Annotated in this window: 19 protein-coding genes; 2 read left to right on the forward strand and 17 right to left on the reverse strand. The window is 36.4% G+C overall.

From position 1 onward, the window contains the following. Window positions 1–28 precede the first annotated feature (28 nt). The gene (locus BkAM31D_RS21235; protein ID WP_066160197.1) at window positions 29–970 is read left to right on the forward strand and encodes a substrate-binding domain-containing protein; all 942 of its coding nucleotides are present in this window, start codon (window positions 29–31) and stop codon (window positions 968–970) included. Window positions 971–1,060: 90 nt separating this feature from the next. Here the strand turns inward: BkAM31D_RS21235 and BkAM31D_RS21240 are convergent, their stop codons facing one another. The 8 genes from BkAM31D_RS21240 to BkAM31D_RS21275 all read right to left on the reverse strand — a co-directional run bounded on the left by BkAM31D_RS21240 (window position 1,061) and on the right by BkAM31D_RS21275 (window position 9,022). Further along, window positions 1,061–1,882 carry an AraC family transcriptional regulator gene (locus tag BkAM31D_RS21240; RefSeq protein ID WP_066160200.1) on the reverse strand — a complete coding sequence of 274 codons (822 nt, stop codon included), beginning with the start codon at window positions 1,880–1,882 and terminating at the stop codon, window positions 1,061–1,063. Window positions 1,883–1,998: 116 nt separating this feature from the next. After that, window positions 1,999–2,724, reverse strand: coding sequence for an alpha/beta fold hydrolase (locus BkAM31D_RS21245; protein ID WP_066160203.1), 726 nt, complete (start codon window positions 2,722–2,724; stop codon window positions 1,999–2,001). Between the two features lie 234 nt (window positions 2,725–2,958). Then, window positions 2,959–3,408 carry a spore coat protein GerQ gene (gerQ, locus tag BkAM31D_RS21250; protein ID WP_084372504.1) on the reverse strand — a complete coding sequence of 150 codons (450 nt, stop codon included), beginning with the start codon at window positions 3,406–3,408 and terminating at the stop codon, window positions 2,959–2,961. 22 nt (window positions 3,409–3,430) lie between these two features. Continuing rightward, window positions 3,431–3,907 carry a cell wall hydrolase gene (locus BkAM31D_RS21255; protein ID WP_066160205.1) on the reverse strand — a complete coding sequence of 159 codons (477 nt, stop codon included), beginning with the start codon at window positions 3,905–3,907 and terminating at the stop codon, window positions 3,431–3,433. Window positions 3,908–4,209: 302 nt separating this feature from the next. After that, window positions 4,210–4,560: a DUF6568 family protein gene (locus BkAM31D_RS21260; protein WP_066160208.1), complete on the reverse strand. Its 351-nt coding sequence runs from the start codon at window positions 4,558–4,560 to the stop codon at window positions 4,210–4,212. Between the two features lie 55 nt (window positions 4,561–4,615). Beyond that, window positions 4,616–6,934 (reverse strand): bifunctional glutamate--cysteine ligase GshA/glutathione synthetase GshB, encoded by a 2,319-nt coding sequence (gene gshAB / locus BkAM31D_RS21265; protein ID WP_066160211.1) that lies wholly within the window; start codon window positions 6,932–6,934, stop codon window positions 4,616–4,618. 134 nt (window positions 6,935–7,068) lie between these two features. Beyond that, window positions 7,069–7,902 carry an S-formylglutathione hydrolase gene (gene fghA / locus BkAM31D_RS21270; protein ID WP_066160213.1) on the reverse strand — a complete coding sequence of 278 codons (834 nt, stop codon included), beginning with the start codon at window positions 7,900–7,902 and terminating at the stop codon, window positions 7,069–7,071. Between the two features lie 4 nt (window positions 7,903–7,906). Then, window positions 7,907–9,022, reverse strand: coding sequence for an S-(hydroxymethyl)glutathione dehydrogenase/class III alcohol dehydrogenase (locus tag BkAM31D_RS21275; RefSeq protein ID WP_066160216.1), 1,116 nt, complete (start codon window positions 9,020–9,022; stop codon window positions 7,907–7,909). Window positions 9,023–9,144: 122 nt separating this feature from the next. On the opposite strand from BkAM31D_RS21275, the gene BkAM31D_RS21280 reads away from it, so the two are divergent. Next, entirely contained in the window at window positions 9,145–9,507 is a 363-nt protein-coding gene (locus tag BkAM31D_RS21280; protein WP_066160219.1) for a winged helix-turn-helix transcriptional regulator, read from the forward strand. Between the two features lie 82 nt (window positions 9,508–9,589). Here the strand turns inward: BkAM31D_RS21280 and BkAM31D_RS24920 are convergent, their stop codons facing one another. From BkAM31D_RS24920 to BkAM31D_RS21325, 9 genes are all read right to left on the reverse strand, one after another. After that, window positions 9,590–9,664 carry a DUF3885 domain-containing protein gene (locus BkAM31D_RS24920; RefSeq protein ID WP_371807211.1) on the reverse strand — a complete coding sequence of 25 codons (75 nt, stop codon included), beginning with the start codon at window positions 9,662–9,664 and terminating at the stop codon, window positions 9,590–9,592. Window positions 9,665–9,722: 58 nt separating this feature from the next. Next, complete coding sequence (locus BkAM31D_RS21290) at window positions 9,723–12,680, reverse strand: EAL domain-containing protein (protein ID WP_066160222.1); 2,958 nt, start codon at window positions 12,678–12,680, stop codon at window positions 9,723–9,725. A 525-nt stretch (window positions 12,681–13,205) separates the two neighbouring features. Beyond that, window positions 13,206–13,862 carry a DUF3885 domain-containing protein gene (locus BkAM31D_RS21295; RefSeq protein ID WP_066160225.1) on the reverse strand — a complete coding sequence of 219 codons (657 nt, stop codon included), beginning with the start codon at window positions 13,860–13,862 and terminating at the stop codon, window positions 13,206–13,208. Between the two features lie 27 nt (window positions 13,863–13,889). Then, window positions 13,890–14,516, reverse strand: a complete 627-nt coding sequence (locus tag BkAM31D_RS21300; protein ID WP_066160228.1) for a membrane lipoprotein lipid attachment site-containing protein — start codon at window positions 14,514–14,516, stop codon at window positions 13,890–13,892. Window positions 14,517–14,576: 60 nt separating this feature from the next. Then, window positions 14,577–14,993, reverse strand: coding sequence for a hypothetical protein (locus BkAM31D_RS21305; protein WP_066160231.1), 417 nt, complete (start codon window positions 14,991–14,993; stop codon window positions 14,577–14,579). A gap of 146 nt (window positions 14,994–15,139) precedes the next feature. Beyond that, window positions 15,140–15,694, reverse strand: a complete 555-nt coding sequence (locus BkAM31D_RS21310; protein WP_066160234.1) for a hypothetical protein — start codon at window positions 15,692–15,694, stop codon at window positions 15,140–15,142. Between the two features lie 49 nt (window positions 15,695–15,743). Then, on the reverse strand, window positions 15,744–15,977 hold the full coding sequence (locus BkAM31D_RS21315) for a hypothetical protein (RefSeq protein WP_066160237.1): 234 nt from the start codon (window positions 15,975–15,977) through the stop codon (window positions 15,744–15,746). Window positions 15,978–16,082: 105 nt separating this feature from the next. Then, window positions 16,083–16,340, reverse strand: a complete 258-nt coding sequence (locus BkAM31D_RS21320; RefSeq protein ID WP_066160239.1) for a hypothetical protein — start codon at window positions 16,338–16,340, stop codon at window positions 16,083–16,085. 313 nt (window positions 16,341–16,653) lie between these two features. Then, window positions 16,654–17,664, reverse strand: a complete 1,011-nt coding sequence (locus tag BkAM31D_RS21325) for an LLM class flavin-dependent oxidoreductase (protein WP_066160242.1) — start codon at window positions 17,662–17,664, stop codon at window positions 16,654–16,656. Between the last annotated feature and the right edge of the window lie 264 nt (window positions 17,665–17,928).

Raw genomic sequence — 17,928 nt, forward strand, 5'->3', positions numbered from 1 at the left:
GGAATAGAAATGGAGAAAAGGTGATTACATGTCGGACAATGTTTCCTATACACCAGATGAAATTGCAACAATACTTAAAATATCTCGCTATACTGTATATGAAATGATTAAACGTGGTGAGCTGCAGGCCTATCGAATTGGAAGAAAAATGCGAATTGATGACAAAGATCTACAGGAATATATCCTTAAAAGAAAAGGAATTCAGTCAACTCCGAAAGATCAACAGTTGGAAGAACCTTCTACGCAAACCATTGTCCCAAAAAATAAAGGCTTTATCATTTGTGGGCAAGATGTCGTTTTAGATATTTTGGCTAGGCATTTAGATAATCAATTTACGAATCTACCTATTTTGCGAAAATACGTAGGTAGTATGAATGGGTTGTTAGCTATGTATCATGGTAATGCCAACATTGCCACTGGACATTTATGGGCCGCAGATGTAGATGAGTATAATGTTCCTTACGTTCAAAGGTTGCTACCTGGCGTTAATTCCGTAGTCATCAACCTTGTTTCCCGCATGGCAGGGTTTTACGTTGCCAAAGGGAATCCAAAAGAGATTCAGAATTGGACCGATTTAGTTAGACAAGACATTCGCTTTGTAAACCGCGAAAAAGGCTGTGGAGCCAGGGTTCTTCTAGATGAACAGTTAAAGTTGCAAACAATCGATCGGAAACGAATTAATGGCTATAACCAAGAAGAGTTAAGCCATTTGGCTATCGCAAGTGCGGTAGCTCGAGGAGAGGCCGATGTTGGGGTCGGAATTGAAAAAGTAGCCTTGCAAGTAAACGATATCGAATTCATCCCTATGCAGAAGGAAAGATACGACCTGATCATCCGCAAAGAAGACTTTGAAAAACCCCATTTCCAACAATTGCTGACGGTTATTCGTTCAAAAGCTTTTAAGCAAGAAGTGTTAGGTATGGGTCATTACGATGTGTCACGTATGGGAGAAATCATTGCTGAAGTGTAAACAGTCTAGTCTCCCTTTTTTCGTTAGGGCACTTCCAACTAATGTGCCCTTTCCAATAAGAAAAAAGGGGTCACAAAGACCCCTCTCTACCTATTTCATCTTCACAGGAACCCAAATTTCTGTCGTTGTATCATTTCCTTTAACAAATTCAGGGGCATCAGCTAATTGATATCCAGATGTGGGGAACCATTCAGTATATACTCGCTCCCAAGTCGCTAATAAAGCCTCTGGCATTTTTCCTGTTACTTGAAAGACTGCCCATCTTTGCGAATCAATTTTCAAAAGCTCAAGTTCCTTAGGACATAGCTTCGCAGTCGCAGTAGCAATGTAGTAATCGATGTCTCCGTTCTCTTTAGTCATTGAAACATGTAAAATGCCCGAAAAAGGAGTATTATCATATGGTTTAATCGTTTCTTCGATCTCTTCGATCTGTTCCCACATTTTTGGATTGAATTCAGACCCACTAGACGCTACTGTTTCTTTTTTCCCTACTACGGTAAAAGCTTCTTTATCAACAAATCTGTAATTCATTTCAACATCTCCCTTAATCGCCATTTGGAAGGTCATCCGAGGAAAAGCTTTTAATGGAGCTTCTGAACTCTTAACTGTACTTGGGATTACTCCATGTAGCGCTTGGAATGCCCTTGAAAATGAATCTGGTGAGTTGTATCCATACTTAACCGCTACATCAATCACTCTCATATAGCTCTCTTTCAAATCAAAAGCAGCTAAGGTCAAACGTCTTCTGCGAACATATTCGGTCAAGGAGATCCCTGCTATGAACGAGAACATTCTTTTAAAATGATGTTCAGAAAAGCAGGCAATCTTTGCTACTTCTTTATAATTGATCTCCTCATCCAAATGGTTCTCGATATAGCTTACTGCCGCATTCATATTTTCAAGCAAATCCATTTGAATAACCTCCCTTCGCTTTTAAGAATAACAAGATGTTCTTTCAACGATCCGATAAAATTGGTTCAACTTTGTCGGATATAGATAAACGTAGAATGCCAATAAATACAACCACCTTAACTGTTATCTAGCAATGTTCTTATTGCACTAACAACAACTTCTGGTTCATCATTTTGTATATAATGAGTACTATTTTCTGCAATTATGAATGTGCTATTTGATGATATTGTAGAAATATCTTTCTGCATTTCATTCCATAACATTTGTGATTGCTCTGAATAATGAGCTTTTTTTCCTGCTGCAAGAACAATTAATGGTATATCTAATTGTCTTTTTGATTGTTTTAGTTGTTTCAAGCTTTCCATAAATTCATCATAATTTCCTTCGTAAACAAATTGTTTGTTATATGCTTGCTGAAATTCTTTTGACATTGAAGGGAGAAACTTTTCTTTATAATCTTCAGGTGTAGAATCAACTAAGAGCAGTCCACAAACGTCATTAGGATATTCCGTTGCATATAACCTTGCATTAACTCCTCCAAATGAATGACCGACTAATATATACGGCGGTTCTATCTTCGCTTTCATAAGAAGTTCTTTTAATTCTTTTATCATCTCACGACTTGTTCTTCGGTTAAGACTTGATTCGCTCTTTCCAAGCCCTGCTCTATCGTATATGAGAACATTTGAAAGCAATGAAACCTCTCGTATTACTGAGTCCCAAGCCTTTGAATAATCGCCATATCCAGCTTCCAATACAATCGTTGGTTTCCCATTATTTTTACCAACTAATTGGGCATATAGCTTACAATCTCTTATTGGTATTAACAACTCTTTTGCCATTTAATCTGTTTCTCTCTTTCTATTAACGCATTATAGTTATGTAATTCCTCTTCAACAAGAAGAAGCGATTCCCTTTAATTAGGGGACGCCATTTCGGTTTGTATATATAATTGTTACAGTAAAAACCTCACTTTTTGATGTGAGGTTTAATGTCTTAAACTTGTTGTTCGAGATTCATTGTCTCAACCAGCATCAGGGGGAGAATCAATAATCCAACGCACCCGTTCTACACCATTACTCAGATGTATCCAAAGACGCCTGCATAGCTGCGGTAATTTCCGTGTGAGGATAGTTGATTTGCTCAGCAAATTCTACCCAGTCGAGATTTGCCATCATCAGTAGGTAGCGTTTACCACTGGCCGGATCGCTGATAATGATATGATCACGACCAGCCGTTTCAACGCGACCTTGGTAAACCATTGCATTCCATCTACTGTTTCCTTGGTAAGTAAAGTAGAATGTACCAACCTTGCCTCTGTTAAAGCGCAGAATATTTTCGATAAACGATTCTTCCACGAAACCTGTCGGTAGCTGCTGCCCCGTCCCCATCGGAACGACTGGCACCGAATACGCCGGTCCAGAAGGCATATCAGCCGGGAAGCCTTGTTGCTGCTGGGCACCGGCTGCCATCGTAGGATAAAAACTAGGTTGATTGTTCATTGGGTAATTTCCATAATAATTCATGAGAAGGTCATCTCCTTTTTATTTATCTATAAAACTCTGGGCAATAGCCCGGTACAGCGACATAGAAGCAATGATTCTTGTGTGCAAAATCAAACTGAGTCATTGGAGACCTTGGCATCGTAGGAGTACAAGGGTCTCGGTATGCTTGCCCCGGACTCGGATTAAAAAACCATAAGTTCATTCTAGCTCGAGGATTCCTATGGCCATTCAGTAAGTTTCTGGCCCTCTGGAGGTCTTCTTCGGTTGGACGCTGTGTATACAAGGCTCCATTTAAAACAGGCTCGAAGTGAGGGATTCCAGTTCCCGGTATCGTTTGATAGATAGCATGACGAATATTACGTAAATTTTGGAAGTCCGGCTCACAGTCCGCCTCGACCCGATTCGCCACAACCGTCCCTACCATATCCATCCCTTCAGCGCCTTCACCAATCGCCTCCGCAAGCATGAGTCTTGCTAAAGAATTCACGTCGCGTTCAGTATGTTTGATTCGCCTACCCATTTTCTCACCTCTTTCGGCTTATACAAGTAACTTATTGTCTTAAGCCCGTTTTGGTAGCTTGCCTATCCGCCCAAACCTTAGAAATTGAATTATAAAAAGTGTAGAACCATGTCCTGTTAGACTTATATGATCTATTAGTGAATAACGAAAAACACCGTCTGTGTGAAGTGACGGTGTTTTTCGTTATTCAACTCTTCTCTTTGTTGCTTCAAGAAGAACAAGAGACTCTGAAATTCATTTAATTGCCTTGTCAAAAATGTTCCAAGCAGAATGCGGCTGTCACTTATCGCTTTAGAATTGAATCATTTATTCATAAACGATTTGATTTCTTCTTCTGACATAGATGAATCGCATTTCACTGTTACTGTGTCACCATTGGTATAGATGAAACCGGGAACCGTTGGAATACCGTATTCATTACGGAAAGCCGTAATGCCTGCCATATCAGACTGTTCCACACTATTTACATAATAAATGTGAGTGTTCGTTTCTTCAGCAATCTTTTTTAATTTTTTAATGAATATTTGACAATAAGGACAGACAGCCTTGCCAATATAGATAACGGCCTCTCCTTCCCCTTTTATCAATTCCTGCGCTTTGGTCGAATTAATTTTATCAAAACGAACTACATTTTCTTCATAAGTCGCAATCATTCCTCAATCTCCTCTTACTATTATTTTGACCATGCCTTAATCACTTTATCTTCATTTAACAGCCTACCGTTGTGAACCCGTCTTTTACTACTCGTTTGACTGACTTGGATTCCTGACTTTGTAATAGTTCGGGGAATAAATAATGGATGATATGCATTGTTAACCGTCGAGATTCACCTTTATATGGATATATATGCATATACATAGATGGGTTAAAATTCGCTTCAATAATTCCATAAGCGTTTTCATGATCTGCAGGAACCTCTGTATTTTCAATAATCAAATCAATGCCACAAATTTTCACCCCGAGTGCGGATACCGCATCCACTGCTATTTTTTTATAATCTTCAGGAATTTGATCAGTCACATCAATCGAATCTCCGCCTGTACTAATATTGGAGTTTTCACGCAGATAAATGATTTCACCTTCTTGTGGGATCGAATCCATTCCATATCCTTGACCTTTAAGCATGAGGTTCTCTAATTCACCTAATTGAATTTTTTCTAAAGGTGTTCGATGGTCTTTTCCTCTTAACGGATCACGGTTTTTTTGCATAACTAACTCTTCAATTGAATGGTTACCGTCACCTTTAACATTCGCAGGAATTCGTAATAAAACAGCATAAACTTTATCCTCTAACACAAAGAACCGATATTCTGTTCCATTGATAAATTCTTCTATTAATACAGATGAGTCTTCCTTAAATGCTAGCTTGAGTGCCTTTTGATAATCCTCGTAATTTGCGCCATCTTTGAAGATTGATATTCCTAACCCATAGTTTGTTGTTTTCGGTTTCACAACAAAAGGTTTCGTGGAGAATAAATGATAGGATCGTAAAGCTTGATCGATTGTTTGAAACTCCTCACCCTTAGGCACTCGAAATCCATGTTGGTGTAGAATTTTCTTTGTTACTGTTTTATTTTCCATAATTAACGTTGAGACATAATTGTCTTTACTTGTCATATTGCCATTCTTCACATATTCAACATGATCTTTTAATTTCAGCTTCAAAAATTGATCTTGTCGATCCAAAATTTCTACTTGGATTCCTTGTTGAATTGCATCAAACATAAGAATCTGAGTGGACAACTCCATATCAGTAAAACCTGCTAATTGATATGGCTTATCCCTTGATTTCTTTTGATTTTGTTTTGCAATTGACGTAGCTACTTGACTTTGACTGCTTTTTTCACTTTCTAGATAAAGTCGACCAGCTAAAGTCTTATTTGGATTCATTAGCATTTCTCTTAGATGAACAAATACCGTATCAGAAACAGTTACATCTAAGATCTCTACTAAATTTTCCATTTCATCAATCATCTTTTTAGCTTCTCTTTCAAATTGTGTGCGCGCCAACGGATGCTCAAGAGCCACTATCTCATTGTTTAAATCACCCATTTTACCCCAATCATCACCATATTCTTCATCTTTCCATAATAAATAAAGTAAGAATAGATGGAGAAACTCTATTTGTGTATAACTAATTCCATATGTTTCAAAGGGATTTAAATCTATATTGCGCAATTCAATATACTGAACACCATGATCTTTTAAATCTGAAAAATGGTGCCCACCTCTTAACCGAATAGGTGCATAAAATTCCTTTTCTTCTGATAGAAGCCCTCTTTTAACCATCAAAGATAGATCTGATAGATAGCTTTGGATACTGCTATACGACACTTTAACCTCATCCGCATTGACATAACCGTATTTACTGCCTCTAATGCTTCTTACGGCTTTATCCAAAGAATGATATTCGAAAAAATTCTTTTCACTAATAGGAGAAGCCCCATAAAAATATGTTATGAACCAGCGGTTGTGTAAATAATTTCTTGTTACCTTTAAATAAATCTCCGCTTTAAACTGTTGGTAATCTTTTATCTCCGATTGTAAGCTGAATAACGCTTGGAGCAACTCTTCACCGAATTCAAAGTTGAAATGAATTCCGCTAACCATTTGTTTGCGACGGCCATAAGATTGCGATAAAGCTTGCCGATACTTGTAATTCCCAACATTTTTCAATTTGGCAATCGCAATGTCTTCTTCTTTTTTTGGTAACTGTGGTGGCATGCTTAACGGCCATAGCATTTCATTCTCATCCATAGAACGATAAGCAACATCATGGATCGCTGCTAAGTAATGAAACAGATCCTCTACTGTCTCCATAACAGGTGTGATGAATTCCAGTTGTGTTTCTGAAAAATCTCGTTGAATATATGGATGATCATCTTTTAATGTAATGCTTGTAGGATGATCTGTTTTAGCTAGATTTCCCGACAAGTCGACTCGATGACTTTCTTTCTCTATCCCATAACGGGCTTTTAATAAATATGATTTCACACGCTCATTAGCTAACATTTTTTTCAAATCCATAGTTGCTCTCCCCCAATTAACCATTTATCGAATAAATTCCGGTTAAATACGACTAAATGGGTCATAAAAATATCCACACTGCAGCTCATGTGGATATATTTACTTTTCATTCCATGTTATTTTACATACTTGAATTATCTTAAGTGCTGCATATGAAATGAGAAATGGTCCTCTAAGAAAGTTGCTATAAAGAAATAGCTATGATCATAACCTTCCTTTTTCTCGTAATGTACTATTTGATTATTTTCCTCGGCATTCTTTAGGAAATGAGTTTCATCTAATTGTTCTCGATAAAAATGATCTTCCGTTCCTTGGGTAATAAGAATTGGAGGCATGCCGCCCTCTTTGATCAATTCTGAAGCATCCCATTTTTTCCAAGCAGCTTGATCTTCACCTAAATAAGTTGAGAAAGCCTTTATTCCCCATGGAACTCTAGCAGGACTCAAAATCGGAGAAAAGGCAGAAATCGCTTTAAACCTTGTTGCACTTTTCATGCCAATTACTAAAGCTCCATGACCACCCATTGAGTGGCCCATAATGCTTTCTTCTCCTGAAAAATAAGGTACCAATGTTGACGCAATAGCGCTTAACTCATCTACTATATACGTATACATGTGATAATTCTTTGCCCACGGATCTTGTGTCGCATTTAAATAAAAACCGGCACCTTTTCCAAGGTCCCATCCATCATGATCCGCAACATGCTCTCCACGTGGCGAAGTATCTGGAATCATAACGGCCACTTGATATCTTTCTGCCAAACGTTGAAATCCACTTTTTTGACTAAAATTATCATCTGTACATGTTAAACCAGACAGCCACCAAATAAGTGGGATTTCCCTCATTTCTTTATTTGATGGCAAGTAGATACTAAATGTCATCTCACACTTCAATACCTCTGAATAATGAGTATACTTACGTTGTTCTCCGCCGAAAGAACGATGTTTTTCAATCAGTTTTAGACTCACGTTCTCACTCTCCATATGTTAACATCGTACGAATTGACTCACCTTTATGAAGCAAATCAAATGCCTTATTGATGTCTGTAAAGTTTAAGTGGTGTGTGATAAAAGAATCGATATCGATCTTACCATTCATATAATCTTTAACCATTCCCGGAAGCTCCGTTCTTCCTTTTACGCCGCCAAAGGCAGAACCACGCCATACTCGACCCGTTACTAATTGGAATGGACGAGTATGAATCTCTTTACCTGCGCCAGCTACACCGATAATAACGCTTTCACCCCAACCTTTATGACAACATTCAAGAGCAGACCTCATTACTTCAACATTTCCAATACACTCGAAGCTATAATCGACTCCTCCATCCGTCATTTCAACAATGACTTCTTGGATTGGCTTATCAAATTTAGAAGGATTTATAAAATCAGTTGCTCCCATTTTTTTAGCCAATTCAAACTTATCTTCATTTAAGTCTATCGCAATAATTCGGCTTGCTTTTGCTTGAACCAATCCTTGAATTACAGCTAATCCGATCGCACCTAGACCAAATACGGCTGTCACAGCTCCTTCTTCTACTTTAGCTGTTTTGTGTACAGCCCCAATTCCTGTAGTCACACCGCATCCAAATAGACCAACTTTATCAAGCGGTGCTTCTGAATCAATTTTTGCTAAAGAGACTTCAGAAACGACTGTATATTCACTAAATGTACTTGTTCCCATGTAATGATAAACCGGCTCTCCATTATAAGAGAAACGAGTCGTTCCATCAGGCATTAAACCTTTACCTTGAGTTTCTCGTACGGCACTACATAAGTTTGTTTTGCCAGAACGACAGAATTTACATTCTCCACATTCAGCCGTGTATAGTGGAATCACATGGTCCCCCGGTTTTACTGAAGTTACTTCATCTCCTACAGCAACGACTACCCCAGCACCTTCATGACCTAATACAGCAGGAAATACACCTTCCGGATCATCACCTGATAATGTAAAAGCATCTGTATGACAGACTGATGTATAGAGAATTTTCACTAATACCTCTTTTGCTTGTGGTTCTTCCACATCAATTTCTACAATTTGAAGTGGTTCCCCTGGTTCAAATGCAACAGCAGCTCTACTTTTCAAATGAATCCCTTCCTTCTCTTGTTTTCTCATTTACATTTTCATAATCACACATTATAATAGTTCAGACAATACTGATATTTCTGTCACTATAAAAGGAATAACAGGGAAAGGGGTAACAATATATGGAAATATCTTATAAAGAAAAAACTTTTTTCACTAACAAAGACTTGGCTTTATCAGTGATAGGTGGCCGCTGGAAAATCGCAATTATATGGTGTCTGCTTCAACAGTCTCCATTAAGATTAAGTGAAATACAAAGTTACCTTCCCGAAGTCAATCAACGTATGTTAATTAGACAATTAAGAGAATTAGAGGAAGATAAAATTGTTACTAGAGTTGTATACCCGGTTGTACCTCCTAAAGTGGAGTATCAACTAAGTGAAGTTGGTTTACTGCTAGAACCCGTAGTAACTTCCATTTGTGATTGGGGAGATCATTTCAGAACATTTTTGGAAGAAAACTCCGCTGAAACATCAGGTAAATAACAAGCTGCACAAATGAAAATGAAAGCCACGAAACGCTGATATATTGGCGCTTCGTGGCTTTTTATTCTTCTTCTATCACATCTCATTTACATTCAGAAACCCAACCCTTATATTTCTTATATAACGGCATGATCGTTTCTTTCCTATCTGCGATCACTTTGCAACCACTATCGTCATAAATGAGGAAAATGATCCGTTCTAAAGGTTAACACAACTTATTTCTTTATTTTCAGGTAATTCATTTTATCCTCTTGAATAAAATGACAATCCTGTACTAAGGGATTTTTACGAAGTTGAATTTGAAAATTATTTAATAATTTAACAAGTTTGTCCCTCTCAACCTCATTTATAGTAAACTGAAGTCCATATTGATATAAATCATTTACCTCTTGCTTCCATACAATATGGCCTTGTAATTTTACTATGTGCTCCATGATCAAGGTTTCGAATTCTAAAATAACATCAGGACGAACTGGTAAGTTTATGTTTGACAGAAATCTCAATCCACCAATTCCTATATCCTCTATCAATACTTCCGTTTTCCCTAATTCAACGCTTTTACCATTAATCGATGTTAGAGACATATTTGAACTAAGAGGAAAAAGTAAGTTAATTCTATAATACTTCCTTCTATTTTCAATATTCTCTTGATTTTGAAGAGAATTATTTACTTTAAGGACTTTATTTTTTAATAACTGTTCAAACCTTTTTTCATCAACAGGCTTACTAAATAAATATCCTTGAATTTCGTCGCATTCTTGCTGTTTGAGAAATGTTAACTGATCATTTGTCTCAACACCTTCTGCGACTACGTTTAAATCTAGTCCCTTAGCTAAAAAAATGATTGATTTTATTATCATCTCATCACTTTTCGCAATATTAATATTTTGAATAAATGATTGATCAATTTTTATTGTATCTATTGGATAATTCTTCAGATAAGTTAAGGATGAGAAACCGGTACCAAAATCATCCAATGCAATACGAATGCCCATTTCCCTTAATGATTGTATAACTTGACTTACAGTTTCCTCATTATAAACTAATGTAGTTTCAGTAATTTCAAGTTCTATGAATTTTGGATCTGTATTTGTTTTTTCTAAAACATATTTCATTTTAGATATCAAATCATTCCTTAAAAACCTTTTAGCTGAAACATTAATAGATATAGGAACTATCGGCGACTTGTTCTCACTCCATTTTTGCAAGTAAGAGCATACTTTTTCTAATACCCAATCCCCAATATCAAGAATTAGTTCACTTTCCTCTGCCAGTGGGATAAATTCACCTGGTGAAACCTGTCCCCAAATTGGATGTTCCCATCGAACTAGCGCTTCAGCACTAACCATTTTACCTGTTGCCGTATCCACACGAGGTTGAAAATCCAAGTATAATTCTTCATTTTGAATAGCCTTATGCAAATCTCTTTCAAGTGTATACAACTTAAATGATGATATATTTAAGGATGCAGAATAAATTTGGTAATTATTTTTCCCCATCTCTTTTGCTCTATTTAATGCGGCACGTGCATTTTTTAATAGTTCTTCTTTTGATTCTCCATCATGTGGAAAATTACTTATGCCGATACTCGATGAAATATACAGTTCGTAATCGTCTACATAGAAAGGTTCCTTTAAAAGTTTGATTATCTCTCTTGCAATGGCAACAGGATATTCCTTCTCCTTAAAGTCATACAGAATGATACTAAACTCATCTCCATCGAGTCTTGCAATTAGACTAGTATCATCTAATAAGGTATTGATTCGTTTAGTGAACTCCTGTAATAATTTATCTCCAATTTCATAGCCTAATGTATCATTTATATTTCCCAAACGGTCTAGATTTAAATATAACAATGTGAAATTAATAGGATCTTTTGATTTGACTAGTGATTGAATTAGATCGTCAAACATCCGTTTATTGGGTAGATTTGTCAAAATATCATGATATGCGAAATGAGTAATTCTTTCTTCATATACCTTTAGTTCGGTAATGTTCGTAATAATCCCATCTATTCTTATAAGATTCCCGTTGTCATCTAAAACAGGTATGGTCTGATCTTGAACCCACCTGATTTCTCCACATTTATGAATGATGCGATATTGATGGTTTAATGATTCGCCATTCTGTAAAATAGGTTGAAGCTTACGATACTTTGGTAAGTCATCCCCATGAATGATCGATTCCCAAGCTATATCATGTTTAAATTGATCCGAGGTATATCCTGTTACAACTTCAACTCCTGGAGAAATAAGAATAAATTCATTTCTACTAACATCAAATGACCATATTCCAGCTTCAAGATTAGTATAAATATTTTTAAATCTTTGCTCACTTTCACTTAATTTATTTTCTACCATTTTTCTTTTTGTGATATCCTGAATAAACCCGATAATTCTTATCGGTTGCTTGTTTTCATCCAATATTACTTCCGCTTGTTCATATACATGGATAGTACTTCCATCTACTCGTGAAATTCTAAATTCCATGTTGTAGCTTTCACAATTTTTAATTGAGTTAGTAAAAATGAAGTCAAAATACTCTTGATCATCAGGATGAATCCGCTTTAACACTTTATTATAGGTAGGTACATATCCAGACGCTTCATCAATACCATAAATTTGATATGTTTGGTTTGACCAAAAAGATTCATCTTCAATGATGTCATACTCCCAACTACCTATTTTTGCAACCTGCTGTGCCAATTCTAGATTACTTTTTATTTTCAATATCGCTTTTTCATTTTCCACATCTTTTGTAATGTCTCTTGCAATTCCATAAATACCTAATACTTGCTTATCTCCACTGAAAATTGGAGTGTAACTGACTTCAGCATGTAATAATTCACCATTTTTCAAACGTACAACAGACGTAAATTTCTGCGCTTCTCCATTAAGAGCTTTTTGTAAACGATTTGTCCTCTGTACTTGATTATCCTTAAACAAATACTTTCTAAAATCTCTTTTTAAATCATTGTCATCACACCCAAATATTCTTTTAACTGAGGAATTATAGTTCAACAAATGACCGTTTCTATCCAAAGTAAAAACAGCATCAGGATAATTTTCAAAAAGAGACTCAAATGTTTTATTGTTAAGTAAATAATGATCATCTATGTTAGTTTCAGAATGATAATCCTTCTTTTTATATTTCAAAAACTTAAACCTTCCCACAAAAATTCCCTCCAAAACCTATTTTGAATTGGAATAGTTTTGAATTCACTCATTGATTTTGAGTTATTCTCCACCCTTTGACGCTCCAGCCACCATAATGGTTCTAACAACAAAATTAACATTTTATTTTCATTAATGTATTTACAGATTATAATTATTAATTAATCACTTATTCACTATAGCAATAGTAAAAAAGTGCCCGTTTTTTACATTTTATTACATAAAAGCTCTAAATACTACTTAATTTTACAAATTACTTTCTCCATTTTATACCTTTGCATAGAGTCATATAGTTAAAACATGTTATCTTTTTTCAATCAACAACCATATCGATTTTGTGAAATAGTTTCCAAAGGATTATTTACTCATAATCTACTATCCCTCCTAAACCAAAAGAACACCGTTTATTAACGGTGTTCTATGGTTTATTCAACTTTCTCCTTCGTTGCTTCAACAAGAACAGGAGGCTCACCAGCTCCCCCGGAAAGCGAAGGATATTTCCAAAGCCGATTACTATGCATCCACTTATTCTTCTATCTCTTTCCGTTTAAATTCAGAAACCCAACCCTTGTATTTCTTATATAACGGCATGATTGTTTCTTTTTTATCTGCGATCACTTCGCAACCTCTATCGTCATAAATGAAGAAAATGATATTCTTAGAAGTATTGATGAAAAAGACATCTGGATAATAGGACCCGTTCTCCTCACCCAATTTAGGTTGCAATGGGAAGTCCTCATTACAAGTTGCTTTTATTAGTAAAAGGTAATCTAAATCTCGCTTTTTGCACTTTAGGTGAAGCTGCGAAATGTAAGACTCTTCAGCTTCCTCTTCGTCAAAAACGAATGGCAAAGTCTTCTGCCTGATTTTATATTTTAATTTCTTATTTTTGAGGAAGCGGTCATAAACCTTTGTTGGCTTTATCCTTTTTTTGTAACTTTTGCGATGATATACATTTGTAACGAGAATCATTTCATCCTGATCAGAAAAGAGATCATGAAAAACAGACAAAGCTTGACTATAAACTCGTTCAAACCTATTAAGATTAAGCTTATCCTCATCTGTAAACTGGTACATTCCTTCCCCTAATTCAAAATGAATTCCTATCTCCCACTGATGATAGAGGCTTGGTTTCAAGTATAATCCTGGGAAAACATGATTTAAGTAGTTTCTTAATTCCATAGTTATGAACCCCATTATTAGTGAATGTTAATAAGCCCACATCTCTTCTTCTGAAATCCATTTGTTATTCTTTAAATCAAATGATTTATATTCATCATGAAAAGAAAAATAAGATGGCAGTTGAAAATCTTGACCATTTGCTTTTTTCCAACAATCTACAAACCAATTCTTGACTACTTCTTGTTCTGCCAAAACTATTTCTTCTTCATTTTGTTCATAAAATTCAAGAAACTCATCCTTTTGATCAGCTCGTTCTTCGTAATATACTACATCTTCCACTACATTCAAACTATCGGCAAACACCTTTGGATCATCACCTTCATAGAAGACTTCATTAGCTTCTTTATCCATCGAATACATTATAATTGATAGTTCATACCTTGTCGGTTCCACCAAGGAAGAAAAATCTAATAACTCCACTTCGGTATAAAAATTCAACCTTTGAATTTCAACTAATTTCTCAATTAACCTATCAGAGTACAATTCAAGATTATGTTTAATTGTGTTTGTATAATTATCTAAAATAAACATTGATTCGCTCCTATTAGTTTCCGTTTTATTATTTTCTATTAAATTCTCTTTTTCATTATTGTTTAATTCTTGACAACCACTTAATACTACTAATAATAAAAAAGGATATAGTAATTTCTTCATACTCTCTTCTACTCCGTTTGTTTTATTTACTTACTTTTACAATAACTCTTTGCTTTACTATCATCTTTCCAACTGTAACTTTATAACGTCGTGTCTATCATTAAAGTTTATAGTGATTTTATATTCATCTTCTTCGTATGTCTCAAAATTAACCGTTCCAACTAAAAACGAAAGAACATTGCCATCCATTTCTGTTACCATATCTCCAACATTACCTGTGATCAATGCATCTCTACTTTCTATTTCAATGTCAATATTACTGAGATCTTCCTGTGATACTTCGAAACCTTTTGGCTCGATTTCAACCCAATTTACCTTTTTTTCATCATACAATTTTGGATTGTATATGTAACTAACAGTCCAGTATTCTCCTACTCCATAAAAGGTTTCCTTATCGGAAACAACCGTTTGTGTCGTTGGAGAACAAGCTGTTAAGATGATTATGAGAAAGCAACAGAGCAAGACCCTCAACTTCATAATGAGAACCACCTTTTTCTATAAGCTCTAACAATCATACACGAATTTAACATTAATTTCCTTTTTTTATAAAAAAGCACCCTTTGAAGGAGTGCTAACTACTAGAAAAGACCTTTTAATTTCTCTAACATTTCCCCCTCCTCTAACTAATAGACCGATAACCATATGTTCTCGACAGTTTGATCATCCTTGGTCCATAGCGTAAGCATATATTTATTATTCCTATCAACGTAAACCCAACCCTTTCCCAGTCCCATTTCTCGATACGAATAATAATGATCGCCATAAATGAGTTTGGCTCTTTCGATCGTGTCCCCTATTTTTAGTCCTGAGGACGTTTCAATAGGTTGTGACTTAGCTGACAGTGAAACAATCTGATTCTCACTGTCTGTACTTAGAAACAGGTCTTTATAGTCATAAGAATATCCATTATCGTTTTCCCTTTTCTGATAGGAGCCAAATCGATTTAGATCATCTTTTCTTAGTGTTTCATGTAAACGATACTCCCCGATCGATTCATTTTCTAGATTCGTCGAATATACGAAGTAATGATTGGTTGCTACTATCCACCAACCAACTAAAAGAACTACTAGAACAAGAGGGAATGAGATAAAAATGGCACCTGTAAGTTTTGAATGCTTGTAAAGCAAAAGGCCTAAAATAGGCAATAGAATGATGAACCCTAGTAACAACAAGATCATTTTAAACCACCTTCCGTCGTTTTTGCTCTATCTAGCTAACTAGATTTTGTCAATAATGCCTATAATCACTAAGTGTAAAGGAGGTGATTATCCCCTTACCCAAATAGTCGATGCTGAAAAATTCTAATGTAATTCCTTGCTTTCGATCGCGATAGCCGAGAACCGTCATGCTTTGTTCATCTCTGTAATAAAAGTTCGGACCGTATACTTTTTTAACTAATTCGAAATCATCGCCTACACGTATTCCTCGATCCGTTTCAAACTCTTCTGCCGTTACAGACAAAAAACGGATGATACCCTCCGAATCTCGATCGATGGATAAACTGTCGTAATTTCTTAGTTGGTTATAATAAGCACTTTCGCTTGTCGTATAATCACCATATTTTTCTTATTTACTATCCGTTTTTTTCAAACCAATACTTAAATCATTAGCAGTTAACTCGCTTAGATCTGTATGAGCAACAAAGTGATATTCATAGTCGATGAGCAGCATAATCGAAAAGGTGAAACCAATTAGTGAAGCAGGAATGAAAAAGAATAGGAAATAGCTTGCTTTTAGCCTCAGAAGATATGTTCCGGTTACTAATACCCCTAGAATAATGAGTAAGAACAACTTCAGATCCCACAGTATATAAATGATAGGCATCCCTTCCTCCCCCGATCACGAAAACCCTTTGTGTCAGACGTAAACATTAACAAAAGTAGAGTCGTTTAGTTATGCTCGTCACTCTTCTTTGAGTACAGCATAATACAACATTTATCGTAAAACAATAAATTTATGGTGTTTTATAATATTTTATTGTTGATAAGACTCCATACCCTCTAAAAAAAGAGCATTTCTTATCGAAAGAAATACTCCAAAATGTTTTTGATCATTAAGTAGCGCACCGGTCCTCCAAAAGGGAAAAGCGATAACTTTTATTAAGCTACCGCTTCCGTTGATAGAAAGAGCATTTTTCCTATTTCCCCACTATTTCTGCCACGAGTTGGTGGGAGTAGAGTCGGGCGTTATGGTCATAGACCATCGTGCTCACCATGATCTCATCTGCTTTCGTCTCATCTAAGAACGATTGCAGCTTTTTCTTTACGTTGCTAGGACTTCCGATGATTGTGGAGCCTAGTTGTTTCTCTAAAACCGCCTTTTCATATGGGCTCATGAGTTCATCCAAATTTTTTACTGGCGGTTGTAACTGTGATGGTGTGTTCCTCATCATGTTTAGGAAGCTTTGTTTGATAGAAGTGGCAAGCAATTCTGCTTCCTCGTCCGTATCTGCTGCGATAATGTTTACTGCTACCATTGCGTAAGGCTCTTTATAATCGTTTGACGGTTGGAAGTTCTCGTAATACAGTTCCAAGGCTGGTAATGTGTTTTCAGGTGAAAAGTGACTGGCGAAAGCAAATGGCATCCCGAGTTGTGCCGATAACCTGGCACTAAACCCACTAGAACCTAACAACCAGATAGGAATATTTGCTCCTTCACCAGGGATTGCTCGTACCGGTCCAGAACCTTCGAAATAGGCTTGCAGTTGCTCTAATTGTTCTGGGAAATCGTCGCCACTGGTGTAATTTGCCCCACGTAGGGCATGAGCCGTTCGTTGATCCGTTCCCGGTGCACGTCCTAATCCTAAATCAATTCGGCCTGGAAACATCGCTTCGAGAGTACCGAATTGCTCCGCGATAACAAGTGGCGAATGGTTCGGAAGCATGATTCCACCGGATCCTACACGGATAGTAGAGGTATGTGCCGCTACATGGCCGATGACGACGGATGTTGCAGAGCTTGCTATGCCAGGCATATTATGGTGCTCCGCTACCCAGTATCGTTTATAGCCTAACTTTTCCGTTAACTGGGCTAACTCTATCGAATGTTGGAAGGATTGGCTAGGCGTCCCCCCTTGCACGATCGATGCAAGGTCTAGTACAGAAAAGGGTATGTCGTTGATCGATTTTGTCGGTCTATTTATTGGCATGGAATAACCACTTCTTTCTTTTTCATTTATTAGTTATTGAATGTGTTTTTTATCATAACAGGAAGAATCGATGATTTGAATTAAGATGACTTAGGTGGCAACCTTATTCCCTGGTCGAGTGGATTTAGTATTCGTCGGGCGTCTGTCGCCCTATACTTCATGCTTTTTGTATTTTGGGAACGAGAAACGTTAATGTACAAACAAATCATGATAAAATTATGAATACAAATTAAAAAACCCCAAGATTTAGGGTTTTCCAGTGGA

It is taken from the genome of Halalkalibacter krulwichiae (assembly GCF_002109385.1).
In the GTDB taxonomy this organism is placed as follows: domain Bacteria; phylum Bacillota; class Bacilli; order Bacillales; family Bacillaceae_D; genus Halalkalibacter; species Halalkalibacter krulwichiae.